This window comes from Rahnella sikkimica, from assembly GCF_002951615.1.
Lineage (GTDB): Bacteria > Pseudomonadota > Gammaproteobacteria > Enterobacterales > Enterobacteriaceae > Rahnella > Rahnella sikkimica.
In genome coordinates this window covers 1,413,808-1,438,059 of record NZ_CP019062.1, presented here as the reverse complement: position 1 = coordinate 1,438,059, position 24,252 = coordinate 1,413,808, and the positions used below count along the sequence as shown (strand labels likewise).

General features: G+C 54.4%; 18 protein-coding genes. 8 read left to right on the top strand and 10 right to left on the bottom strand.

Translation table 11 applies throughout. From position 1 onward, the window contains the following. The first annotated feature begins 116 nt into the window (after positions 1-116). Both bioD and BV494_RS06430 read left to right on the top strand, forming a co-directional pair. Complete coding sequence (bioD, locus tag BV494_RS06435) at positions 117-803, top strand: dethiobiotin synthase (RefSeq protein ID WP_104922108.1); 687 nt, start codon at positions 117-119, stop codon at positions 801-803. Positions 804-948: 145 nt separating this feature from the next. After that, complete coding sequence (locus BV494_RS06430) at positions 949-2,430, top strand: MDR family MFS transporter (protein ID WP_104922107.1); 1,482 nt, start codon at positions 949-951, stop codon at positions 2,428-2,430. Here the strand turns inward: BV494_RS06430 and BV494_RS06425 are convergent. The 6 genes from BV494_RS06425 to BV494_RS06400 all read right to left on the bottom strand — a co-directional run bounded on the left by BV494_RS06425 (position 2,427) and on the right by BV494_RS06400 (position 11,481). Then, positions 2,427-4,085, bottom strand: a complete 1,659-nt coding sequence (locus tag BV494_RS06425) for an ABC transporter permease (RefSeq protein ID WP_104922106.1) — start codon at positions 4,083-4,085, stop codon at positions 2,427-2,429. The genes BV494_RS06430 and BV494_RS06425 overlap by 4 nt on opposite strands. Before the next feature lie 60 nt (positions 4,086-4,145). Next, positions 4,146-5,087 carry an ABC transporter substrate-binding protein gene (locus BV494_RS06420; protein WP_192938088.1) on the bottom strand — a complete coding sequence of 314 codons (942 nt, stop codon included), beginning with the start codon at positions 5,085-5,087 and terminating at the stop codon, positions 4,146-4,148. An 86-nt stretch (positions 5,088-5,173) separates the two neighbouring features. Then, complete coding sequence (locus tag BV494_RS06415; RefSeq protein WP_104922105.1) at positions 5,174-5,917, bottom strand: ABC transporter ATP-binding protein; 744 nt, start codon at positions 5,915-5,917, stop codon at positions 5,174-5,176. Between the two features lie 498 nt (positions 5,918-6,415). Beyond that, a complete protein-coding gene (locus BV494_RS06410) occupies positions 6,416-7,738 on the bottom strand; it encodes an IS4 family transposase (protein WP_104921321.1) in 1,323 nt (440 codons plus the stop codon). A gap of 506 nt (positions 7,739-8,244) precedes the next feature. Then, positions 8,245-9,750: an L-arabinose isomerase gene (araA, locus tag BV494_RS06405; RefSeq protein WP_104922104.1), complete on the bottom strand. Its 1,506-nt coding sequence runs from the start codon at positions 9,748-9,750 to the stop codon at positions 8,245-8,247. Between the two features lie 51 nt (positions 9,751-9,801). Next, positions 9,802-11,481 carry a ribulokinase gene (locus BV494_RS06400; protein WP_104922103.1) on the bottom strand — a complete coding sequence of 560 codons (1,680 nt, stop codon included), beginning with the start codon at positions 11,479-11,481 and terminating at the stop codon, positions 9,802-9,804. Between the two features lie 416 nt (positions 11,482-11,897). On the opposite strand from BV494_RS06400, the gene BV494_RS06395 reads away from it, so the two are divergent. The 4 genes from BV494_RS06395 to araC all read left to right on the top strand — a co-directional run bounded on the left by BV494_RS06395 (position 11,898) and on the right by araC (position 16,720). Continuing rightward, positions 11,898-12,884 carry an arabinose ABC transporter substrate-binding protein gene (locus BV494_RS06395; RefSeq protein WP_104922102.1) on the top strand — a complete coding sequence of 329 codons (987 nt, stop codon included), beginning with the start codon at positions 11,898-11,900 and terminating at the stop codon, positions 12,882-12,884. Positions 12,885-13,000: 116 nt separating this feature from the next. Further along, on the top strand, positions 13,001-14,584 hold the full coding sequence (gene araG, locus BV494_RS06390) for an L-arabinose ABC transporter ATP-binding protein AraG (protein ID WP_104922101.1): 1,584 nt from the start codon (positions 13,001-13,003) through the stop codon (positions 14,582-14,584). An 18-nt stretch (positions 14,585-14,602) separates the two neighbouring features. Further along, positions 14,603-15,607 (top strand): L-arabinose ABC transporter permease AraH, encoded by a 1,005-nt coding sequence (gene araH / locus BV494_RS06385; protein ID WP_101078840.1) that lies wholly within the window; start codon positions 14,603-14,605, stop codon positions 15,605-15,607. 177 nt (positions 15,608-15,784) lie between these two features. Further along, positions 15,785-16,720, top strand: coding sequence for an arabinose operon transcriptional regulator AraC (gene araC, locus BV494_RS06380; protein WP_104922100.1), 936 nt, complete (start codon positions 15,785-15,787; stop codon positions 16,718-16,720). Between the two features lie 854 nt (positions 16,721-17,574). Here araC and uxuA read toward each other — a convergent pair. Continuing rightward, positions 17,575-18,759, bottom strand: a complete 1,185-nt coding sequence (gene uxuA / locus BV494_RS06370) for a mannonate dehydratase (RefSeq protein ID WP_104922098.1) — start codon at positions 18,757-18,759, stop codon at positions 17,575-17,577. 196 nt (positions 18,760-18,955) lie between these two features. On the opposite strand from uxuA, the gene BV494_RS06365 reads away from it, so the two are divergent. Continuing rightward, positions 18,956-19,654, top strand: a complete 699-nt coding sequence (locus BV494_RS06365) for a FadR/GntR family transcriptional regulator (protein WP_104922097.1) — start codon at positions 18,956-18,958, stop codon at positions 19,652-19,654. A 709-nt stretch (positions 19,655-20,363) separates the two neighbouring features. Here BV494_RS06365 and bcsG read toward each other — a convergent pair. The 3 genes from bcsG to bcsE are packed head-to-tail and all read right to left on the bottom strand — an operon-like array spanning position 20,364 to position 23,847. Continuing rightward, positions 20,364-22,013 carry a cellulose biosynthesis protein BcsG gene (gene bcsG, locus BV494_RS06360; RefSeq protein ID WP_104922096.1) on the bottom strand — a complete coding sequence of 550 codons (1,650 nt, stop codon included), beginning with the start codon at positions 22,011-22,013 and terminating at the stop codon, positions 20,364-20,366. Next, positions 22,010-22,243, bottom strand: coding sequence for a cellulose biosynthesis protein BcsF (gene bcsF, locus BV494_RS06355; protein ID WP_104922095.1), 234 nt, complete (start codon positions 22,241-22,243; stop codon positions 22,010-22,012). The genes bcsG and bcsF overlap by 4 nt, the downstream gene beginning before the upstream one ends. A gap of 5 nt (positions 22,244-22,248) precedes the next feature. After that, on the bottom strand, positions 22,249-23,847 hold the full coding sequence (gene bcsE, locus BV494_RS06350; RefSeq protein ID WP_104922094.1) for a cellulose biosynthesis protein BcsE: 1,599 nt from the start codon (positions 23,845-23,847) through the stop codon (positions 22,249-22,251). A 203-nt stretch (positions 23,848-24,050) separates the two neighbouring features. Between bcsE and bcsR the strand changes: the two genes are divergently transcribed. After that, positions 24,051-24,251 (top strand): cellulose biosynthesis protein BcsR, encoded by a 201-nt coding sequence (bcsR, locus tag BV494_RS06345; RefSeq protein WP_104922093.1) that lies wholly within the window; start codon positions 24,051-24,053, stop codon positions 24,249-24,251. Position 24,252 lies beyond the last annotated feature (1 nt).

The following is a 24,252-nucleotide window of genomic DNA, read 5'->3' as shown; positions in this document are numbered from 1 at the left end:
CAAACCGCTCTCATCTCTCATCGCCTAGACTTTCTGCTGTTACTTTGTCTCTGGCGGCTTTTTCTTACCGGAGGCTATCTTTCAATAAGACGGAGAGATCCCGGAGCCTGAATTTCATGTTAACGCACTTTTTCGTCACGGGTACCGACGCCCGTGTAGGTAAAACCATTGTCACACGTGCCTTGCTTCAGGCCTTAGCCGCGCAGGATCGCTGCGTTTTAGGCTATAAACCTATTGCAACTGGCAGCCAGGAGCTGGCCGACGGGGTTCGAAATAAAGATGCGGTAACTCTCCAGCAGTCATCTTCTATTGCTTATCCTTTTAATAAAATAACCCCTCTGGCCTTAGCTGACGAAGATATTTATGCCAGCCAGGTTCCTGAGAATATTTTTGAAATAATGACCAGTGGCCTCAACTTCATGCGTGAAGAGGCAGATTCAGTGGTCGTAGAAGGGTGCGATGGCTGGAGAACATTGATTACTCCGCATCTTTTATATTCAGACTGGGTTCGCCAGCAAAATATGCCGGTGGTATTAGTGGTCGGTATTCAGGAAGGCTGTGTCAGCCACGCGTTATTAACGGCGCAGGCGATTATCGCCGATGGTTTACCGCTGCTGGGTTGGGTCGCAAACCGAATTAACCCGTGCCTTGCCCACTATCAGGAAACTATTGATGCGATCAGTGCCAATATTTCCGCGCCGCTGCTGGGGGAAATTCCTTATTTACCTCGCGCAGAAACCCGCGATATGGCCAAATATATTGACCTGTCCAGCCTGAAGCTGAAAACGTTAACCAAAGCCTGAACAGTGACGTTGTCACGCATAAATCAAACAAAGCGGCTCAGAGTGCCAAACCCTGAGCCGCTTTTTTGTCTATAGTTTGTGTGTCTGTAGTTTGTGTATAGTTCGCCTATCTGCCTGAGCGCATAATCTAACGAAAACAGAGAACATGGCCGTCACGACTCCCGTTGTAAAATCATCGCACCGCCCGTTAATTCTCACTGCCTGCATGTTATCGATGTTTATGGCGGCCGTGGAAGTCACGATTGTGGCGACCGCGATGCCGACCATCATCGGCGATCTCGGCGGTTTCTCGCTGCTCGGCTGGGTCTTTGCCGTCTATCTGCTGACGCAGGCGATTACCGTGCCCATTTACGGGCGGCTGGCGGATTTGTACGGTTGCCGGAAGATGTTTTTCATCGGCACGACGCTGTTTCTTATTGGTTCCGTATTGTGCGGATTCGCGCCCTCGCTGGCCTGGATGATCGCTTTCCGCGCCTTGCAGGGGCTGGGCGCAGGGGCGATCACGCCGATTGCGACCACGCTGATTGCCAATGTTTATGGCCCGCAGGAACGCGCGAAAGCGCAGGGATATTTGTCCAGCGTGTGGGGCGTTTCGGCGATTGTCGGCCCGCTGATGGGCGCGTTTATCGTTTCGCATTTCCCGTGGGCGGTGGTGTTTTGGGTCAATGTGCCGATTGGTCTGGTGGCGATGGCGATTCTGCTCAAATACCTGCCGCCGGATGGAGAGCGAAAACAACATAAGCTGGATCTGGCCGGAACCGGTTATCTAACGCTTTCCGTTGCAGCGCTGCTTCTGGCGTTGCTTCAGGCCGAAGTGCTGGGCTACTGGGCGCTGGCGCTGATTGTTCTGTCGGTGATCAGCGAATATTTGCTGATCCGTCAGGAGCGTAAAACGCCTGAACCGCTGTTTCCGCTGGCACTGTGGGAAAGCAAAGTGATTATTGCCGGTAACATTGGCGGCCTGATTATCGGCGCGACAATGATGGGGATCAGCGCGTTTCTGCCGACCTACGTGCAGGGCGTTCTCGGTGGCACGCCGCTGGAGGCGGGCACCACGCTGGCGCTGATGTCCATCGGCTGGCCGCTGGCAAGTATGATCAGCAGCCGGCTGATGCAGGCCTCGTCGTACCGCGCGACGGCGGTCCTGGGCGGCGTTTTGCTGTTGGGCGGAAGTGTGGCGCTTCTGTTTCTTTCGCCTGATTCCGGGTTGTGGATGGCGCGTCTGGCAGCCTTCTCAATCGGCGCTGGAATGGGGCTTTCCAACACCACGTTTCTCGTGTCGGTGCAGAATAATGCGGAACCGGCGATCCGCGGGATTGCGACCGCATCCACGCTATTTACCCGCATGTTAGGTTCGGCAATTGGCACCGCCGTGCTGGGCGCAACGCTGAATCTGAATCTGCAATATCGCCTGCCGCAGGTGAATGATCCGGTTCAGCAACTGATGGAAAAAACCACGCGCAATGCGATGGAAAGCCATCATCTGGCGGCGATGATCGAAAGCGTGGCGGCGTCCCTGCACTGGGTCTTTATGGTTTCCGCCATTATTTCCGTACTGGCGGTTGCCGCCGGGTTGTTAATTCCGGCTGGCGACCGCCCGCACACAGAACCGCAGCAGGAAAGTTAAGCCAGCGGTTTTCGTTGAAGCCTGACGGCGGCCAGCATCAGCGTCAGGCTCAGTAACACCGCAACCGACGCCATCGCCATGCCATCTCCCACCGATCCCTGTTCAAACTGCCGCCACACATAGACCGAAACGGTCTGCACGCCCGCCGGAGAAAGCAGCAGCGACGTCACCAGTTCACGCGACGCGACGGCAAACACCATCATCATTGATGCCAGCAGGCTGGGAAACACCAGCGGCAGCAGGATCAGGCGCAGCGTTTGCGCCGCTGTCGCACCATGCACCCGCGCCGCCGCATCCAGATTTCCGCCGATCTGCTTTAACGCCGCACTGACGTAACGCACCGGATAAGGCAACAACAGGCAACAATAAGCGAGCAGCAAAATCGCCCAGGTGTTGTAAGGCGTGACCGGCCAGAAGCTGCGGTTCCACGCCAGAATCAGCCCTACGCCGACCACAATGCCCGGCAACGCCGCCGGTAATAAAGACAATCCGTCAATCAGCGCCGAACCGCGGATTTTTCTGACCACCACCAGCCACGACGCCAGCAAGCCCGTCGCGCCCGCGATTAATGCCGTGCCGAGCGCCAGACTGAGGCTGGTTGACAGGGCGCTGAGCGCGTCGCCGTGGGCGGCAAATAACGCGCCGAAATGACGTAACGTCAGGTTCGACAGCGAAAGCCCGCCGGAAAGCGTGCCGGAAAACGCGGTAGCCATCATGGACAAAATCGGCAGCGCTACGGCAATCAGCGTGACCAGCGTGAATAATGCCAGCACCGGGATCGTCCAGCCTTTCAGCCGTTTCTGTGTGATATCGGCGGGTTTGCCGGTCATGCTTTCCACATTTTTACCCGCCACAACCGCGCGCTGAACGCTGTAAGCGCACAACGCGATCGCCACCAGCATCAGCGAAAGCACCGCCGCGCCGGGTAAATCAATCGGCCAGTCGGCCAGACGCGCTTCGATGCCGGTGGTCAGCAACATCACGCCGCTGCGCGAACCGAGCGCGCCGGGCACGCCGTATTCTTCAATGGATAACGTAAACGCCAGCAGCAAACTCGACGCCATCGCGGGCAGCGCCATCGGTAACGTCACGCGGGAAAAGGCGCGCCACGGGCCCGCGCCGTGAATACGGGCCACATCAGCCAGACGGCTGCCGCTGGCGGCCATGCTGCGTGACACCGCGAAATACACCACCGGAAAAACGTTCAGCGTCATCACAATAACCATGCCTGTTACGGAAAACAGGAAATCGTTGAGATGCAGCCACGGCACCAGTTGCTGCACATAACCGTGGGTTTGCAGCGCCAGCATCCACGACAGGGCTGCAATGTAAGGCGGCAGCAAAAAGGGCACCAGAAACAGGACGTCCCACAGCGCCGCGCCCGGCAGGGCAAACAGGCCACGCAGTGCGCCGAGCGGAATACCGATTAATCCGCTGCACAGCGCGACGCCCAGCCCGACTTTGATCGTGGTGGAAAACAGTTCACGTAGCTGAGGTTCGGCGAAAACGCGGGTAAATGCTCTGAACGGTGCGGAATAAACCCCGGTATCGAGATGCGGGAAAACCGCCTGTAAAATCACAAAACTGACCGGCACGGCGACCAGCAATAACAACGCGATGCCCGTTACGCCGGGCAATAAAGCATTTCTGTTCATGGGTTTTGTCGTTGTTGTCCGGAGAGGGGAAACGGGCTGCTTTCACAGCCCGTGACAGGATTACTGCTGACCGAACAGTTTCGCAAAACGCTCGAGCACGTCTTTGCGCGACGCCGAGGCCTGGGAGGCTTCCGGCAACAGTTTCAGCGATTTAAACAACGGACGTTTGGCGTCGATATCGGTGCGGGCTGGCATCAGCCACGCATCGGCCACCAGTTTCTGGCCTTCAGGCGACAGCGCGTAATCGATAAACGCTTTGGCTTCTTTTTGCTGCTGGCTGGATTTGAGGATCATCATCGGGCGCGGGGCGATCGCCGTGCCGCTGCTCGGGAAAATCACTTTGACGGATTCGCCGTCCTGCACGCTGGCGTAAGAGACATAATCCACCGCGCCAAACACGGCGGCTTTCGCGCCCTGTAACACTGGCGTCAGCGCCTGTGCGTTGGGTCCGGCGATAATCATGCCGTTGGCTTTCAGATCTTCAAACAGCTTCCACGCCTGCTGCGCGTGGGCATTTTGTAACCCGATCAGCAAATCCAGCGACGCACCGGAAAGCGACGGATCCGGCGTTGTCACTTTGTCTTTGAATTCCGGTTTGGCTAAATCGCCCCAGTCTTTTGGCTCAGTCGTGCCGCTTTTGGTATTCCACACGATGCCCAGCGCGGAAATTCCCTGCGCGACGTAATAAGGCGTTTTGAATTGCGCCGGAACCGGCTCCGCGTTCGGGCTCTGATATTCCAGCAGCCAGCCGCGTTTTTCGAGATCGGTTGCGGTATCCCACGATGCCGAAATCAGCACATCAGCGCGCGGATTGGCCTGCTCGGCGTCCAGACGTGCCATCACTTTGCCGGTGGTGGCCTGGAAAACGTCCACTTTCACGCCGGTTTGTTTTTCATAGCCTGCTGCCAGTTTTTTTGCCAGAGAACCCGGCCCGGCGGTGTAGAGCGTCAGCGCCTGTGCACTGCCTGCGGCCATTGCGAGAGAAAGAGTCATTGCGGTCATTACGCCTGTTTGAGTCCGGGAAAACGTTGTGCTGTTCTTACGAAAAGTGCTGAGTGTGCGGTTCATCATTTTTATCCCATCAGAGGTTAAGCAACAAAAGGTGAAACTGCGGAAGGATCAATCGTGTCAATACGGGCGATAGCACCCTTGTCCATGCGGGCAATACGATGGGCGAGCGCGCGGGCTTCGTGCTGATCGTGCGTGACGTAAACGGCTGTGGTGCCGAGCTGGCGCAACAACACCGCCATTTCTTCACACAGGCTTTCGCGTAAATCGCGGTCGAGATTCGACAGGGGTTCGTCAAACAGCAGGATGCGGGGTTCGGCGACGATGGCGCGGGCGAGGGCAACGCGCTGTTGCTGCCCGCCGGAAAGCTCAGAAGGGCGGCGCGAGACGAAATCCGCCAGTCCGACGCGTTCCAGCGCTGCCATCACTTTTTCTGCCTGCGCCTGACCTTTGATGCCACGCATTTGCAGCGGAAACGCGACGTTTTGCCTGACGCTCATGTGCGGCCATAGCGCGTAATCCTGAAAGGCCATGCCGAGATTGCGTTTTTCTGGCGGCAGACTGAACGAACCGCTGGCGACGATTTCACCGTCGAAGCGGATCTCCCCGGATGCCGGATTGAGCAGTCCGGCGAGCATTTTCAGCAACGTGCTTTTGCCGCAGCCCGAAGGCCCCAGCAACGCGAGGATCGTACCTTTGGGCACCGTCAGATTGACGTGATTGAGTACCGGGTTGCTCCCGAAGAAATGGGAAACCTGATGGATAGCGATAGCGGGACAGGTGCGCGACAGCGCATTCCCGCTGGATTTAGCTGGAATGATCATGTTTGTACTATCCTCTTTGGGACTTATTAGTGGAGGTGAGGGTAAAGGGGGAATGTGACCGGGATGTGACACCTTTTAGAAAGGTGACGCAAATTGCCTTTGCAGGCGGCTTAACGGATTAACCGGGTGAGTTTTGGTTTTTCGCTTGCCGTTGAGGCGCTGATAGCAGATTGAGGATGTTTCGGTTTTTCACGTTCAGTGACCGCTCAGCGGCTGGTGTCGAAACCGACCAAAGAGGGCTATGACGAGCCCTCTTTGGAATCTCCGCGTCTTTTTACAACACGCGCTGTCGCTTGCTGGCTAAGTTTCAGCAGCCACAGCTATTGCCGCGAAAACTTGCCGCTGCGCGGTTCCTTCGTTTCGGTCTTCGAGCCCACGGTCTCGAAACACTTACTCAGCAAGCTTTCTGAAAGCGGCCACTGGCTTTTTCACCCTATTACAGTGGTTTGGTTTGCACCTCCCCCTGCGAAGGGGGAGGCTGGGAGTAATGCCGCTCGCTTAAGAACGAGCGGCTTTCTTTTTAGTTGGATACTTTGCAGGGCGAGCCAGTACTTCTCTTGGATAAGCTGGCCTTTTGCGTTTTTCAGGTAAGATTAATCGCTTACCTGACTCTCGTAAGTCTCTTAGTTTTCTAGGTATTGTTCCCGGCGTTCGCCCTGAACACCACAAAAATTCCTCTTGTATCAGCCGCAATGCATTTATGAAGCTTATGCGCAAAGGGTGGACATTGAAGTCATCAGCCATTCGCCTCATTTCCAATCGAACGAGATTGTAACTAATTAATATTCCCCAAATTTCCTGGTAGATCCCCGCCGGTTTTTGGCTTCTTAAGATATTTGTATTTCCCAACTGACTGCATTTTAGCTCGCTGTAACCTTGTTCTATTTCCCATCTTTCCCAGTACACTTGAATGATGTCTTCGAAAGGATATTTTTCAGGGTCTTTCATTGATGTAATGAATTCTTTTATCTCTCCAGAAGGTTTTATTATCAATACCTTACGAGCCAACCATGTGTGGGGAAGATGCGGGAACTGTTTTCTGGCCTGCGGAGAAACCGGCATTTCAATAAGCTGATCGTATTCAGAATACTGCTCGATAACTTTGTGCCTCATTTTACTTTTCACCGGTGTTAGCCAGTGTGTATTCGCTCCTGCGCCTTCCCAGGAAAGTAAAAGTTCTGCGGAAAAGTAAGCCCGGTCAAAGAGGGTCAGTGAGTTTTCCTGAACGGAGCTAACCAACTGTTGTGCATAATATATTTCGCTGTTCTTTACCGGCCCAAATGCAACATCAGTGATCAAATGACTGCGCGCAGACATAAGCGCAACGAGTAAAACCGAAGGGAATGAGTTACTACCGGAAGCAAAACCAAAGGATTTATTCTCAGGAGTATCCGGGGCTCTGAATTGGGTTCCGTCGACGCTGAATACTTTGAGGCCACATACAAATTTTTCCGTATCTTCTTTGTCCCACTGCTCAGAGGTGGAATAGAAAAGATGTCGAAGGGGCTCGAACCCCAGGCGCTGCCTGGCTTTGACCAGACTACTCGTTGCCATGGGCGAGAAATTACCGTGGCTGTCAGGAAAGGCTAAATCGAGTTTATCGCAGACATCAGAAATAGAACGGTTACGCATCAAAGCAATTCCAAGGACAAGCCAGACGACCTGTTCAGCGGGAAATCTTCGTCTGCGAACAGTCGCTCTGCCGGTTTGACTGAGAGCTTGTTCAATCCATTCGAGAGGAATATTTTTTTGAAAAGAATCAATAGATTCAGGGTAGTTAAATGCGGCGGCAACCTGAAGTTGTTCGGAAAGTAGGCTCATAAGGTGTCTGGCTCAAACGATGTTTGAGCCAGATTGTCGCCTAACTGCAGGATCGTTCAAGTTCTCTTAAACGATCAGCATTAGAGGCTGGGAGGGGGTTTAGCAAGCCACTGAGTCGCTAAAACCAACACCCCATCCCGGCCTTCCCCTCGTGAGAGGAGAAGGAGCAAATCAAGACCATCCAGCATCCATCTTTCGAATTACATAGCCAGTGGCCGCTTTCAAAAATCACGCTGGAAGGAGAGGTGGAAAACCGCGTATTTTTTCGCGCGGTTTGTAATCCGACGGGAAGGAACCGCGCAGCGGCGGGATTTTGCGGCACTAGCAGAAATTACTGAAACATGGCCAGCAAGCGGTAGCGCGCAGTGAAAGAGCCCGGGGTTCTTAGGGGTGGCGGCGATAAGCCACCCCTGAGGCCGGTTTGGGTGGCAACCCAAGGTTTTGACTTGGGCTGCGTGATCACCGCACTTAAGAAAATTAAAAAAACTCGTTTTTAAAACAGCCCATTAGCGGCTGCAGAGCTTGTAATAAACTTCATTCCACCGGATCTGATTCTTGAAGTCCGCCAGCGTCGTGTCGTTATCAATCACCAGCAACTCAATCCCGGACAGTTCCGCGTACAACCGCATTGCGTCGATGTCCAGCGCCTGCGAGAACACCGTGTGGTGCGCGCCGCCGCCGAGGATCCAGGCTTCTGCCGCCGTTGCCAGAGAAGGCTGGGCTTTCCAGATTGCACGGGCAACCGGCAGTTTTGGTAGCGGATGAGGTTGCTCGATGGTATCCACCTGATTCACCAGCAGACGGAAACGGTCGCCCATGTCGATGACGCTGGCGTTGACCGCCGGGCCTGCCGGGGTGGAGAAAATCAGACGCGCCGGATCCGCTTTGCCGCCTATGCCCAGATATTGCGCATCGAGCAGCGGTTTTTCTTCTTTGGCAATCGACGGGCACACTTCCAGCATGTGCGAACCGACGACCAGATCGTTGCCCGGCTTGAAGTTGTACGTGTAATCTTCCATGAACGACGTGCCGCCTTTCAGGCCGCTGGCCATCACTTTCATGATGCGCAGCAGGGCCGCGGTTTTCCAGTCGCCTTCGCCGCCAAAGCCGTAGCCTTTTTGCATCAGACGCTGTACCGCCAGCCCCGGCAGTTGTTTCATGCCGTGCAGATCTTCAAAGTTGGTGGTGAATGCGCCGAATTTCCCCTGTTCCAGGAAACGGGTCATGCCCAGTTCGATTTTTGCTGCGTCCAGCAGGTTTTCGCGACGTTCGCCGTTGAGTTTCACGGCATCCGTCAGGCGGTAAGTGGATTCGTACTCTTCCACCAGATGGTCGATGTCGCCTTTGCTGACTTCGTTAATCACGCTGACCAGATCGCCGATGCCGTAGGCATTGATGCTGTAGCCGAACTGAATTTGCGCAGCCACTTTATCGCCTTCGGTCACCGCCACTTCACGCATGTTATCGCCGAAGCGGGCGACTTTCAGATGCTGGCTTTCATTTTTCGCCGCGGCAACGCGCATCCACTGAGCAATGCGGCGGTGCGATTCGCCATCCTGCCAGTGACCGGCGACCACAGAATGTTGCTGACGCATACGCGCGCCGATGAAACCGAATTCACGGCCGCCGTGGGCGGTCTGGTTCAGGTTCATAAAGTCCATGTCCATAGAATCCCACGGAATTTCAGCGTTGAACTGCGTATGGAATTGGAGCAGCGGTTTATGCAGGATGCTCAGACCGGCAATCCACATTTTGGCCGGCGAGAAGGTGTGCAGCCAGGTAATCAGCCCGATGCAGGAATTCGCATAGTTGGCTTCGCGGCACAGTGCCGTGATTTCATCCGGCGTGGTCACCAGCGGTTTGAGCACCAGTTTGACCGGCAATCCGGCTTCTGAGTTCAGGCCATTGACCACCTTCTCGGCGTTTTCCTTTACCTGACGTAACGTTTCCGGCCCGTACAGATGCTGACTGCCAATAGCGAACCACACTTCGAGATGTTTAAACGCGTCCATTAATCACTCCTGAATTTCAGATGTTTGAAAAAGCCGTTTTCGAAAAAATAGTCAGTGTGCTGTTTTCGCTGCAAACAGCGGTTCAGTGGTGGCACACCATTGCTGATAACGTTCGTACAGGCGCTGGTATTGTTCGACGCGCTGCGGATCCGGCAACAACGTGCGTTCGATGCTGCACGCCATTTTTTCCTGAGCGGCAGGGACGTCTTTGAACTCTCCGGCCGCGACGGCGGCAAAGATGGCGGCACCCAGCGCACAGCACTGATCGGAGGCGACAATCTGTAACGGGCGGTTCATGGCGTCGGCGCAAACCTGCATGATGACCGGCGATTTACGGGCAATACCGCCGAGGGTGAGAACGTTTTCAACCGGAATATCCTGTTGTTCGAAACATTCCATAATCGCGCGCGCACCAAAGGCGGTGGCCGCAATGAAACCGCCGAACAGTTCCGGCGCTTCGGTGCCGAGATTGATGTCAGTAATGACGCCTTTCAGGCGCTGATTGGCAAACGGCGTCCGGCGTCCGTTAAACCAGTCGAGCACCAGCGGCAGATGATCCAGCTTTGGATTCGCGGCCCACGCGGCGGTCAGGTCGGGCAGCAGATTTTTTTGTAAGGCGGTGAGCTGTTCTTTCAGTTCCGGATGGGCCTTCGCGGCCTGAATCAGCGGCCAGCTCAGCAGGCGGCTGAACCACGCGTACATGTCGCCAAACGCAGATTGCCCGGCTTCCATCCCGATCATGTCCGGCACAACGCTGCCTTCTACCTGACCACAAATCCCGGCAATCGCGCGGTCGTTCACGCGTTCTTTATCGGCAATCAGGATGTCGCAGGTGGAGGTACCGATGACTTTGACCAGCGTGTAAGGCTGCGCACCGGCACCGACCGCGCCCATGTGGCAGTCAAACGCACCGCCGGAAAGCACCACGCTCGCCGGTAAACCCAGGCGCTGTGCCCATTCAGGGGTAAGCTTGCCCACGGCCTGTTCGGCAGTGACGGTTTCGGTAAACAGCGGATACGGCAGGTCTTCCACTAATAACGGGTCGAGTGCTGCGAAAAACTCTTTCGGCGGCAGGCCACCCCACGACGGATGCCAGAGCATTTTGTGCCCGGCGCTGCAACGGCCACGCACGACTTTGTCCGGCGCAGTGGTGCCGGAAAGCAGGGCAGGCACCCAGTCGCACAATTCCACCCAGGAAGCGGCGGCTTTAGTGACAGCGTTGTCGGCGCGGGAAACATGGAGAATTTTGGCCCAGAACCATTCGGAGGAGTAAACGCCGCCGATATAGCGGGAATAGTCGGGGAAATCCCCGCTGCGGCACAGACGGTTAATCTCTTCGGCTTCTTCTATTGCCGTGTGATCTTTCCATAACACGAACATGGCGTTCGGGTTTTCGGCGAATTCAGGATTCAGTGCCAGAATGTTGCCGTCTTTGTCCACCGGCGCGGGCGTGGAACCGGTGGAATCGACGCCGATACCGATCACGCGTGCAGCGCGTTCATGGCCCAGACGTTGTACGACGTTTTTAATCGCCTGTTCCATCGCTTCAATATAATCAAGCGGATGGTGGCGGAACTGATTTATTGCCGCATCACAGTAGCGCCCCTCATTCCAGCGCGGGTAGTAAACCACGTCGGTTTCCATCTCGGCACCGGTCTGACAATCAACGGCCAGTGCCCGGACGGAATCGCTGCCAAAATCAAGACCAAGAGCAATCGCACCTTGCGTCATTCTTTCTCACTCCTTCAGGTTTGCCGTAGTCATTACGGCGGCGAATCGAATTGCTCTAACAGTAGGAGGATGGCAAAAAGTGAGTGAGGAGGCGTTAGCTGGAAGTATGCACAAATCTGCTCCTCATGATGTTTCTGTGAGGTTGGTCAAATGTTAGCGTTTGGCTAAAATCGCTATATCTATGTACAAACCTGCTGTTTTCCCGCCGTGTGATAGCGCTCTACATTTCGCTGCAAAATTACCGCTAAAACTGACTGCGTCTTACAAGAGAGTGTGACGTAAATCCGCTATATACCGGACTTCGCCGCACTCCGAATTTGTTTCCTTACGCTACTGATAACGTTTTCACGACGATGGCAAACCTTCCCATTCAGGGCCGGGATCGTGAAAAACAACAATAAAAGTCGGAGAACATCATGCATAAATTCACTAAGGCGTTAGCGGCGGTTGGTTTAGCTGCCGTTATGTCACATTCAGCTATGGCAGCCGAAAATCCGAAGCTGGGTTTCCTGGTTAAACAGCCGGAAGAGCCGTGGTTCCAGACTGAATGGCGCTTCGCTGATAAAGCCGGTAAGGATCTGAACTTTGAGGTCATTAAAATTGCCGTACCGGATGGCGAAAAAACGCTGAATGCCATTGACAGCCTCGCGGCAAACGGCGCGAAAGGCTTTGTTATCTGCACACCAGACCCGCGTCTTGGCCCGGCCATTATGGCCAAGGCCCGCAGCTATGACATGAAAGTGATCCAGGTCGATGACCAGTTTGTGAATGCCAAAGGCAAACCGATGGATGATGTGCCATTAGTCATGATGGCCGCGACCAAAATCGGCGAACGTCAGGGCCAGGAACTGTATAAAGAAATGCAAAAACGCGGCTGGAAAGTCGCCGACACCGGCGTTATGGCCATCACGGCTGATGAGCTGGACACTGCGCGCCGCCGCACTTCCGGTTCTATGGACGCGCTGAAAGCCGCCGGTTTCCCGGTAAAACAAATCTATAAAGTCCCGACAAAATCTAACGACATCCCCGGCGCACTGGATGCCGGTAACTCCCTGCTGGTGCAACATCCTGACGTAAAAAACTGGCTGATCATCGGCATGAACGACAACACCGTTCTGGGTGGCGTGCGTGCAACGGAAGGTCAGGGCTTTAAGGCTGCGAACGTGATCGGCATCGGCATCAACGGTGTGGATGCGGTGAATGAGCTGTCAAAAAGCGCACAAACCGGCTTCTACGGCTCCCTGTTACCAAGCCCGGATATCCACGGTTACAAAAGTATCCAGATGCTGAACGAATGGGTGACCAAAGGCGTTGAACCCCCGAAATTCACCGAAGTGACGGATGTTGTATTGATTACCCGCGACAACTTCAAAGAAGAACTGAAGAAGAAAGGCCTGATGTAATTTTTGCCTGACCTGAATTGAGTTACTGCACCCCGGACGACGGTTAAGAAATGCGACTGTTTTCTGTGGTGCAGTAATCGGTTTGAAATCTTTCACATATTTTCCAGGTAGCCACTATGACTCAGCAATCTTCAAATAAGACGCCTTTGCTGACACCGTCACTGACGGAGTTTGATGCGGCCAGGCCGTATCTGGAATTCCATGACATTGGCAAAACTTTTCCGGGCGTGAAAGCGCTGGACGGTATTTCATTCAATTGTTACGCCGGACAAATTCATGCGCTGATGGGCGAAAACGGCGCGGGCAAATCCACGCTGCTGAAAATCCTCAGCGGAAATTATCAGCCGTCGCAGGGCAATATTCACATCAAAGGCCAGCCGGTGGCGTTTAACAACACCACCGATGCGCTCGATGCCGGTGTGGCGATCATTTATCAGGAACTGCATCTGGTGCCGGAAATGACGGTGGCAGAAAACATTTATCTCGGGCAGTTGCCGAGTAAACACGGGTTCGTGAACCGTAAATTGCTGCGCTATGAAACCAAAATCCAGCTGGAGCATCTCGGGCTGGATATCGACCCCGACACGCCGCTGAAATATCTCTCCATCGGCCAGTGGCAGATGGTGGAAATCGCCAAAGCGCTGGCGCGTAACGCCAAAATCATTGCGTTTGACGAACCGACCAGCTCGCTGTCTGCCCGTGAAATCGAACAATTATTCCGCGTTATCCGCGAGTTACGTGCCGAAGGGCGCGTCATTTTGTATGTTTCACACAGAATGGAAGAAATTTTTGCATTAAGTGACGCTGTCACTGTTTTCAAAGATGGTCGTTACGTGCGGACTTTCGACGACATGACGCAGGTCGATAACAGCAAGCTGGTGCAGGCGATGGTGGGTCGTAATCTGGATGACATCTACGGTTACGCGCCGCGCCCGCACGGCGAAATCCGTCTGGAGCTGGATGACGTCAAAGCGCCGGGCGTGAGAACGCCGGTCAGCCTGACCGTGCGTCAGGGGGAAATCGTCGGTCTGTTCGGGCTGGTGGGTGCCGGGCGCAGTGAGCTGATGAAAGGTCTGTTCGGCGGCACGCGCATTACCGGCGGCACCGTCCGGCTGGACGGCGAAGCGCTGAATATCCGCAAACCGGCTGACGCCATCCGCCTCGGCATCATGCTGTGCCCGGAAGACCGCAAGGCCGACGGCATCATTCCGGTGCATTCTGTGCGCGACAACATCAACATCAGCGCCCGCCGCAAAACGGTGAAAGCGGGGTGCCTGATTAACAACGCCTGGGAAGTCAAAAATGCGCGCAAACATATTGAAGCGCTGAACATCAAAACCCCGTCCGACCAGCAGCTGATCATGAACCTGTCCGGCGGCAACCAGCAGAAAGCCATTCTTGGCCGCTGGCTGTCGGAAGACATGAAAGTCATTTTGCTCGACGAACCGACGCGCGGAATTGACGTCGGTGCCAAGCATGAAATCTACAACGTGATTTACTCACTGGCGAAACAGGGCATTGCCGTGCTGTTTGCCTCCAGTGATTTACCGGAAGTGCTGGGTCTGGCCGACAGAATTGTGGTGATGCGCGAAGGCGCCATCTCCGGACAACTGATGCACGACGACGCAACCGAAGAAAAAGCGCTGGGGCTCGCCATGCTGCGAACGCCAGATCTTGACTCTGCCCCTGACGCTGCCTGACTGAGGAGCAAAAAAATTATGTCGAGTATGACAACCAATTCAGCCAAACCGGATCAACCTTCAGCTGCGTCGCGCAGCGGGCAAGGGCTGATGCGTATCTGGGACAGCTACGGCATGTTAGTCGTGTTCGCCGTGCTGTTTATCGCCTGTTCTGTTTTCGTGCCGAACTTCAGCTCTTTCATCAACATGAAAGGCCTGGGGCTGGCGATTTCAATGTCGGGCATGGTGGCCTGCGGGATGCTGTTCTGCCTGGCGTCCGGTGACTTCGACCTGTCCGTTGCCTCGGTGATTGCCTGCGCCGGTGTCACCACGGCGGTGGTCATCAACATGACTGAAAGCCTGTGGATTGGCGTCGCTGCCGGTTTACTGCTGGGGATGCTGACCGGTTTGCTCAACGGTTTCGTTATCGCCCGCCTGAAAATCAATGCGCTGATCACCACACTTGCCACCATGCAGATTGTGCGCGGTCTGGCGTACATCATTTCTGACGGTAAAGCAGTCGGTATCGAAGACGAACGTTTCTTCGCGCTCGGCTATGCTAACTGGTTCGGCCTGCCTGCGCCGATCTGGCTGACTGTCGGCTGCCTGATTATCTTCGGTCTGCTGCTGAACAAAACCACTTTCGGGCGTAACACGCTGGCGATTGGCGGTAATGAAGATGCGGCGCGCCTGGCCGGTGTGCCGGTGGTTCGCACGAAAATCATCATCTTTGTGCTCTCCGGGCTGGTATCGGCGGCGGCGGGGATCATTCTGGCGTCGCGTATGACCAGCGGCCAGCCAATGACCTCTCTGGGCTTTGAGCTGATCGTCATCTCCGCCTGCGTGCTGGGCGGCGTTTCACTGAAAGGCGGGATCGGCAAAATTTCCTACGTGGTTTCCGGCATCCTGATCCTGGGCACCGTAGAAAATGCGATGAATCTGCTGAACATTTCTCCGTTCTCACAATACGTGGTACGTGGTCTGATCCTGCTGGCGGCGGTGATCTTCGACCGTTATAAACAGAAAGCGAAAAAGACCGTTTAATTCGGTTTTGTGATAACGCTTTCACCGCGTAATACCGACGGCATTTAACGCTTACAGGGGTTAAATGCCGTAAAAACGCGTTGTTGTTCACAAATTAGTAACGTTTGCTGGCAGCGTTTTCACCGCCGATTAGAATAGATAAAAAGTCCATAGCCACGATAAGTTTCAGGAGGTTCGATGTATCACCGTATGATTCAGGATCAGCAGCAAAACCCGCTGTTGCCGGGTTACAGTTTCAATGCCTATCTGGTCGCCGGTATGACACCGATCCTTGCTGACGGGCCGCTGGATTTCGCGATTGACCGCCCCGGCGGCATGAAAGGGTACATTCTTAATCTGACGGTCAAAGGGCAGGGGAAAGTCTTTGACGGTGAAGACACGTTTTACTGCAATCCCGGCGACCTTTTGCTGTTTCCGCCGAAAGCGCGTCATTTATACGCCCGTTCGGCCAATGCCGATTCGTGGTATCACCGCTGGGTGTATTTCCGTCCGCGCGCCTACTGGGCGGACTGGCTGGAATGGCACACTAAAACCCGCGACGTCGGGCGTCTTTCCCTGCCAAATAACACCTTGCTGCTGGAATTCGACCGGTTATTTGCCAACATTGAACAAACCCAAAAATCGGGCCGTCGTTTCTGTGAAGAATTAGGAATGAATCTGCTGGAGCGCCTATTGCTGCGCGCAATGGAAGAAGACCCGCAGAGTCCGCAAAAGATTATGGATCCGCGCGTCATCGAAGCCTGCCAGTTTATTACCGGCAATCTGGCCGGTGAGTTGCGCATCGATGAAGTCGCACGCCACGTTTGCCTGTCGCCATCGCGTCTGGCGCATTTATTCCGCGAACAGGTCGGGATCAACATTCTGCGCTGGCGTGAAGATCAGCGTGTGATCCGCGCCAAACTGCTGTTACAGACTACCCAGGAATCGATTGCGACCATTGGCCGCGTGGTGGGTTATGACGATCAGTTGTATTTCTCGCGTGTTTTCCGCAAGCGGGTAGGGGTGAGCCCGAGTGATTTCCGCCGCCGCAGCGTGGAGATTAATTACCCGGCCAAACCGTACAAATCGCAGCCGTGGCCGGAGCAGGAGAATCAGGTTTCATATCATTTCTGATTTGCAGAGGCCGCTGCAACTGGCGGCTTTTCACTTGCAGTGAGGGGCTGAATTCTCTGACCGAGAAAGTTTCGGTTTCCCAATTGCGGTGATCGCTTATTTCGTTGCGCCGAAATTTACGCTAAAGCTGAGAATAGAGAAAGTTTCGGTTTCTCAATTGCGGTGATCGCTTAACGCGCTGTGCCTAAACCGACAAAAGAGGGGCAAGACGGCCCCTCTTTTGAATCTCCACGTCTTTATTACTGCGCGCTACCGCTGGCTGGCTATGTTTCAGCAGCTACGGCTATTGCCGCAAAATCCCGCCGCTGCGCGGTTCCCGCCAGTCGGGTTACAAACCGCGCGAAAAGATTCGCGGTTTTCCACCTCTCCCTACGGCGCGATTTTTGAAAGCGGCCAATGGCTTTTTAGTTCACAACCTCGCCATGCTATTCATTATTTTAAATAAACTAAGAAGTCTGAAAATCGATTATTTTGAACGGTGAGATGGCGCACTCAGAAATTTTGCTGAATGAGCGTTTCGAGACCTAAGGCTCGAAGACCGAAATGAAGGAACCGCGCAGCGGCAAGATTTCGCGCCACACGCAGGTGTTGCAGAACATGTCCGTCGACCCAGCGACAGCGCGTGTTGAAAAAAGCGAGGAGGGATGCAAGGGAGGAAAAGCACTTTCCTCCCTTGCTCGGTTTCGGCACCAGCCGCTGAGCGATCACCGCAATTGAGAAACCGAAATTTCCTCCATCCGCTATGAGCACCTTCACTGCAATTGAGAAACCGAAATTTCCTCGGTCAGAGAATTCAGCCCCTTCACTGCAAGTGAAAAACCAAAACCTCTGCGGTCAGCAATCCCCCCGCGAGGTTACTCGCTGAAGAAACTTTGCTTCAGTGCCCGCTCAACGCCGCGCAATTCCGCCAAGCCGCGTAAGCGCCCGATCGCCGAGTACCCCGGATTCGTCTTCTTATGCAGATCATCGAGCATCTGATGCCCGTGATCCGGACGCATCGGGATTGCGCGCAGGTTACCGGCTTTGCGGCGGGTTTGTTCTTCGGTCAGGATGGCTTTGATGACTGCCACCATATCCACATCACCGTCTAAATGATCCGCTTCGTGGAAACTGCCCGGGATCTCTTCACGCTGGGTGGCGCGCAGATGGATGAAGTGAACGCGGTCTGCGTAGGTGGTCATCATCTTCACCAAATCATTGTCTTCGCGAACGCCGTAAGAACCGGTGCAGAAACAGAAACCGTTGTGGATGCTGTCGACCGTTTCTTTCAGCCATTGCATATCTTCGATGGTGGAGATAATGCGCGGCAGGCCGAGGATAGGGCGCGGAGGATCATCCGGGTGAACCGCCAGGCTCAGACCGCATTGCTCAGCAACCGGCACGATACTGCGCAGGAAATGCGCCATGTTTTCGCGCAGTTTAGCTTTATCAATGCCGTCGTAAGTGGCCAGACGCGCACGGAACTGATCCAGCGTATAGCCTTCTTCCGCGCCCGGTAAACCGGCAATAATGTTGGAAACCAGCTGGTCTTTCTCTGCCTGCGTCATTGCAGCAAAGTAATCCGCAGCCTGTTTTTGTTCTTCCGCGCTGTAATAAGATTTCGCGCCTTCGCGTTTCAGAAGATGCAATTCGAAAGCGGCAAACGCGATGTGGTCAAAACGCAGAGCGCGGGAACCGTCCGGCAATAAATAACCCAGATCGGTACGCGTCCAGTCCAGAACCGGCATGAAGTTGTAGCAGACCGTGTCGATGCCACATTCCGCCAGGTTACGGATGGATTGCTGATAATTGGCGATGTGCTGATCGACGTTTCCGCTGCGGGTTTTGATTTCTTCATGCACCGGAATACTTTCTACCACGGACCACACCAGACCTTTAGCTTCCAGCTGCGCCTGACGTTTTTTGATTTCATCCACCGGCCAGACTTCACCGTTCGGGATATGGTGCAGGGCGGTCACCACGCCGGTCGCGCCAGCCTGACGCACATCATCCAGTGAAACCGGGTCATTCGGGCCGTACCAACGCCAAGTCTGTTCCATGTTTTTTCCTTAAAATTGTTATCTGACATCTGAATGTAGTTGACGCATGGCCGGTGATAAGTTCAATCTTAATGCGCGGTCTGGTCAGGTGGTCTGCTGGTCAGGCCATCAGACCGACATATGATTCAGCATCGAACCGATCATTAATGTGATCGGGATAACAGATTTAGGATCCAGCACCTGCACGGAGAAAATAATGGATTTGCCCACCCTGAAAGTCGAAAGGCTCTATCGCCAGATTTCTAATGTATTGATTAATTGCATTAATACCGGCCAGTTCGCGCCGGGGGCGATGATCCCTTCTGAGCGCGATTTGGCCAAACAGCTGGGCGTCAGCCGCTCATCGATACGTGAAGCGCTGATTGCGCTGGAGATCACCGGCTGGGTGGAAATCCGCACAGGCAACGGCGTTTACGTCAACGACCCGCTCCCGCAGGCCACACCTGCCGCGCCGGTGATGACGTCAGAAGAAGAGTTCAGCCTGCAATCGCTGGTCAGGGCGCGGCAGATTTACGAATCAATGACCGCCGAACTGGCCGCGCTGAACGGCACGGACGACCAGAGAGCCAAACTGAAAGAAATCGCCGATGAGTTAAGCGGCCTGAATGCCAACAATGATGCTTTTCTGGAAGCCGACCGCCGTTTCCATCTGATGATCAGTGAAATGACCGGCAACGAAGTCCTGCACGACATGATGGGATACCTGTGGGACAAACGTCGTTCCCGCCGGTTTATGCGGCTTGAAAGTCATTACACCGAAGTCGATTTCGCCCGCGAGATGAACGCCGATCATCAGGGGATTTTGGATGCCATTCTGGCGGGTGATGGTGCCGGCGCGAAAGCGCGGATGAGCCGGCATTTACAACATGTGTACGATCAGCTTTTTGCCGAGTGATTGATGCCTGAGCGGGCATCGGGGGCGCTTTTTAATTCCAAATTCAAAACCTTGGGTTGCCACCCAAACTGGCTTCAAGGTCAAGTTCAAAACCTTGGGTTGCCACCCAAACTGGCCTCAAGGAGCGCCTGTCGCCGCGCCCCTTGAGAATCCCGGGCTCTTTAACTGCGCGCTGTCGCTTGCTGGCACTGTTCCAGCCACTCCGGCTAGTGCCGCAAACGCCGCCGCTGCGCGGTACTTTCGCTTCGGGTTTGAACCAGCTCGAAAACAGACTCTCGCCGTTTCTCACCGCTCGCTCAACGTCGTTTTGAAAGCGGCAAGAGGCTCATAGTTCGCAACCTTGCCCTGGCATTTATTTTTCAAAAACCAAAGAAACACTCGGTATTTTTTATGGTGAGATGGCGCGCTCAGAAATTTTGCTGACCGAGGGTTCGAGACCGCAAGGCTCGAAGCCCGTAGAGAAGGCACCGCGCAGCGGCAAGATTTCGCGCCACACGCAGATGTCACAGAACACGTCCATCGGCCCAGCGATAGCGCGTAGTAAAAAAGACGTGGAGATTCCAAAGAGGCCCCGTCCTGGGCCTCTTTGGTCGGTTTCGGCGCGAGCCGCTGAGCGATCGCTGCAAGTGTAAAACCGAAACTTTCTCGATCAATTTACGGCCCCTCACTGCAAGTGAAAAACCGCCCCGAAGCCCGGTCTGGCTTCCCCTCAACTCGGGTAAGGCACCCAGCTTCCGCCATTTAACCGGATATAAATTTTCCCCTGATATTCCATCACCACCGAGTTTTCATTTTCTGAAACCAGCGGAGTCTGCGGCAGGTTGGAAGCGAAGGTTTTCCAGTCCATCGTCGGGCTGGTGAAGACTTTGCCATCAACGGCGCGGGAAACCATTTCGGAAATCGCCATGTAGCTGCTCGGGCCGTCGATTTTCATCGGCGTTGACGCGTGCGGTGCCTGCATACCGAAGAATTTCACGCCGACAGGAATGTGCGTAATGCCAGGGCTCGGGATATCGCGCAAACCGGAAATCTGCATCTTATCGCCGACCAGCGCTGCGCCGTGTTCCGGCACAACCACCAGCATCACTTTACGGCCCGATTTCTCCAGCTGATCCATAAAGGTATTCAGCTGATTAAGCAGGGTCTGCGCACGGTTATGATAATCCGCGCCTTTATTGCTGCCCACGTAACGGTTGCCATCGTGCAGCGGGATCAGGTTGAAGAAGGTGGCTGTACGTGCCGTGCCTGCTTTTTCCTGATTTTCCAGCCAGCGGGTGAACAGCTGCCCGTCGTTGAAAATCGGTGAACCGTCGAACGACGTCAGTTCATAACCCAGACCCGCCTGTGACATCAGCGGGGCTTTCATGTCCGCATCGTCACGCAGGTTGCCGATGTAATTACCAAACACGCCCGTGTGATCCATCGCAAGCTGGTTGGTGAAGCCCAGACGCGCCAGATCGTCAAACAAATAACATTGCTCACCGGCAGGCTGGTACAGATTGTGGTGCGAGGTCTGACCGCAGCTTGCGCGCAACAGGCGAATTGACGCCGGGCCGCTGTAAGCGGTCGCCGAGTTGAAATTGCTGAACACGAAATCAAAACGCGACCACAGCGGTGAACTGGCAAGATTTACCGCGTCCAGATCTGACCAGGCCAGCGAACAGATGTTGATCACCAGCAGGTCGAAAGGCTGGGCATCGGCAGGCAGTGCGTCCGGGAACTTCGTCGCCTTGCGGCTTTCGTTCTGGTAGAACTGCTCCAGATAAGCGCTCAGATTGGCATTGGTTGGCGGGCCGTTAACTGTGTTGGCTCCGGCAGCCTGCGCCGTGCTGGCAGCAGGCGCGACGGCGGTGTTTTGCGCCACCGTGGCCGCCGGGGAATGCGCAAAAAACGGCGTAATCATGCCACTGAAATTCACCCACAGCAGTGCGAGCACGGTGAATGTGGTCAGACGCACCCACTGGGAAACAAACAGGTAACCCACCAGCAATGCAAAACCGACGGCAATCCACTGCCAGTTAATGAAACGGTCAGCCAGTTCGAGCAGATAACTCATGCTGAATCCGGCGACGTCCGCGCCCTGATTTACAATCGAGCGCCAGCCCGGCAGCCAGGTGTCGTGATACAGCAGCGCCAGACCAAACGGCAGGGCGAGCCACTGACGCCAGCGGTGCAGACGCAGTGAAGGCAACGGGAAGAGTAACGCGGCGGCAAACACCAGATTGCTCAGCGCATCAAAATTCAGGTAACCCTGTGAGAGCAGAACGAATTTAAGTAAAAAATAGTAGTTCCAGGCGCCAAGTCCGCGCCAGGATTGCCAGATCCGCAAACGCGGTGAAGGTGAATTCGGTTCGTTCATAGTGGAGTCTTGGATTTCCCAGTAACCGCAGAAGCGTCAGTCAGCGTATCGGAACGTTTACGGTTCTTACTGATCATGCTGACTGTCATCGGGGTTAGATAACGAGGTGAAAGAAAACGTGTCGCCAGACGGTTTTTCCAGCCGGGAAGGCGGCTGCGCAAGGCGTATCCCAGCGGAATGAAAATCACCGCGGCCAGAATAAAAATCTCAATAATGTCCTGGATATCCATTTCGCTTACTCCGGCTGCTGCTGAACTGGCGCGTCGTTCAACGCGAGCGTCACCGGCACAGGGGCGTGGACCTGCGCGCGTTTCAGCGGTTCTGCTTTTTGTGGCACATAGGCTTCAGGGCCGGTCACGGCTTTTGCCATCGGCGGTTTAGCCGCAAGACGACGAACCTCGGTCTGAATATCCAGCTCCTGACTCCAGAATGTCTGGCTGGTGAAAACGTCTTTCACCGGCAGGTTGAACAGGAAGGCCAGCACGTTTTCGACATCACTGACCTGACAGTTCGACAGGAACAGATAGAGATGCCGTTCGGTCACGGTAAGAATATCGCCATCGCGGCGCAGGGAACACAGCGACATCGCCTGCTGCGGGCTGATCCCGGCGGCAGGGCGCAGTGAAATCAGCAAACCGCGCGATTCGGTGGCGAGCGAAGCGTGGTTCCAGATATCGTTCATGACGCTGCAAAAAACAGGCAGCGGCAGATAGCCTTTATGGTGCGTCGGCAAACGACTGTCGAGCAGCGTTTCAATATCATCCTGTACATGGCGGGAGAATGTGAGGTTTTGCAGATCGTCGAGCAGCGTCAGGAAATTAGACAGACGCGCGGCCTGCGGAACCACCAGATTTGCGCCACAGGCTTGCAGCAAACGCTGATCCACGTAGCGCAGCGAGGAGTTCATTTCACGCACCACAATTTTCAAACCCGTGCCGCGTTGCATACGCAAACGGTGGATCTGGCGCGCCATCACTTCCACTGCGTCATTACCGCTCAGGGCAAAAATGACTGTCGCCGAACGGGCGTGTGAGGCTCTTTCGACCAGATCTTCATTGCTGTCAAACAGGAACCAGCGCTCAGACAGTGCCGGTGCGCCTTCCAGCACGGAACGTTCGGCCAGCAACATCCACTGGTCGTCACCCGCCTGTTCGGCCACGGATGCCGGTGTATTCTTCAGAATTTCCCAGCCTGTCTGCCGCGGAACCAGCGGATAGAGCGTATTGGCCTCAGCACCTGTTGCGTCGTGCCACCAGGAAATGCCCCACTGATTAGGATCAACATCAGTTTTTAAATCGGCCAGACCGTATATATTGCGATGATATAAATGAAGCTGAGTTTTAACCACATTAATACCTGCGCCGTAGCAGATAATAAGGAGCGTGGCATCTTTATTATTTGCGCTTGCTCTCATTTCGCTCACCCAGCGGGCGAATTGTTTATCATTTAGCATCTGCCAGGTGGTGGCGGGAAGTAATAGAATCATTAAAGACGCGGCATGATGAGGCAACCGGTTAATATCGCCGGGCAACCCAAGAAACGCTTTCTTCCCGCTGGCTAACTGGTAATAAAACGTTTGCCTGGGGTGCTGCTTCAAATGAGAGAGGAGAATGTGATCATCGGTTAGTCTATTTTCTTCTTCAGCGCAAATTAAATTGTGCTGTGGGAACAATACGGTGACAGGAGTTTCGCCCTGCTGAGCCTCAAGAGCCTGTCCGCACAGATGATACGCGGCTTCCTGTTTGTCAGCGTTGACCCAGTAAAGTCCCCGGCCCTGCATTTGGGCTAATCCATTCCAGTATTGCTTCATGCCCAATGAAAAGGAGAGTGCCATATAGTTAATCTGCTTGTATTCGGGTTTGATAAAAAGTCTGCTTGGGACACACTGATAAATGTGAGTATAATAAATTCTATCATTGCTACATTAAATAATCATAATTCTTCACAATAATGTTTGATACTAAAATGCCTAATGGCTGCGGTAATTTTGTACGTGCCGGAGCGTTGGCGTTTTGATTGAAGCAGGGAGGGCAAGCAGTGGGACCCAATATTGTAGACTCGGAAGAATCCGAACCCACAAAAGATGACGATTTCTTTGCACTGAGTCACCTTTTTTCTTTGTCTGAATTAAATTATGTGGACGTTGCCCGTAAAGAAAAAATTCCGCAACTAATGTCCCGCTGGCCATTACTGGCTGAGCTGGCGCAATACGATAAACACGGCGCGGAGAAGAAATAAG

Coding starts and splice junctions, on each gene's coding strand:
- bioD (WP_104922108.1), top strand. CDS start 117: ATGTTAACGCACTTTTTCGTCACGGGTACCGACGCCCGTGTAGGTAAA.
- BV494_RS06430 (WP_104922107.1), top strand. CDS start 949: ATGGCCGTCACGACTCCCGTTGTAAAATCATCGCACCGCCCGTTAATT.
- BV494_RS06425 (WP_104922106.1), bottom strand. CDS start 4,085: ATGAACAGAAATGCTTTATTGCCCGGCGTAACGGGCATCGCGTTGTTA.
- BV494_RS06420 (WP_192938088.1), bottom strand. CDS start 5,087: ATGACCGCAATGACTCTTTCTCTCGCAATGGCCGCAGGCAGTGCACAG.
- BV494_RS06415 (WP_104922105.1), bottom strand. CDS start 5,917: ATGATCATTCCAGCTAAATCCAGCGGGAATGCGCTGTCGCGCACCTGT.
- BV494_RS06410 (WP_104921321.1), bottom strand. CDS start 7,738: ATGAGCCTACTTTCCGAACAACTTCAGGTTGCCGCCGCATTTAACTAC.
- araA (WP_104922104.1), bottom strand. CDS start 9,750: ATGGACGCGTTTAAACATCTCGAAGTGTGGTTCGCTATTGGCAGTCAG.
- BV494_RS06400 (WP_104922103.1), bottom strand. CDS start 11,481: ATGACGCAAGGTGCGATTGCTCTTGGTCTTGATTTTGGCAGCGATTCC.
- BV494_RS06395 (WP_104922102.1), top strand. CDS start 11,898: ATGCATAAATTCACTAAGGCGTTAGCGGCGGTTGGTTTAGCTGCCGTT.
- araG (WP_104922101.1), top strand. CDS start 13,001: ATGACTCAGCAATCTTCAAATAAGACGCCTTTGCTGACACCGTCACTG.
- araH (WP_101078840.1), top strand. CDS start 14,603: ATGTCGAGTATGACAACCAATTCAGCCAAACCGGATCAACCTTCAGCT.
- araC (WP_104922100.1), top strand. CDS start 15,785: ATGTATCACCGTATGATTCAGGATCAGCAGCAAAACCCGCTGTTGCCG.
- uxuA (WP_104922098.1), bottom strand. CDS start 18,759: ATGGAACAGACTTGGCGTTGGTACGGCCCGAATGACCCGGTTTCACTG.
- BV494_RS06365 (WP_104922097.1), top strand. CDS start 18,956: ATGGATTTGCCCACCCTGAAAGTCGAAAGGCTCTATCGCCAGATTTCT.
- bcsG (WP_104922096.1), bottom strand. CDS start 22,013: ATGAACGAACCGAATTCACCTTCACCGCGTTTGCGGATCTGGCAATCC.
- bcsF (WP_104922095.1), bottom strand. CDS start 22,243: ATGGATATCCAGGACATTATTGAGATTTTTATTCTGGCCGCGGTGATT.
- bcsE (WP_104922094.1), bottom strand. CDS start 23,847: ATGGCACTCTCCTTTTCATTGGGCATGAAGCAATACTGGAATGGATTA.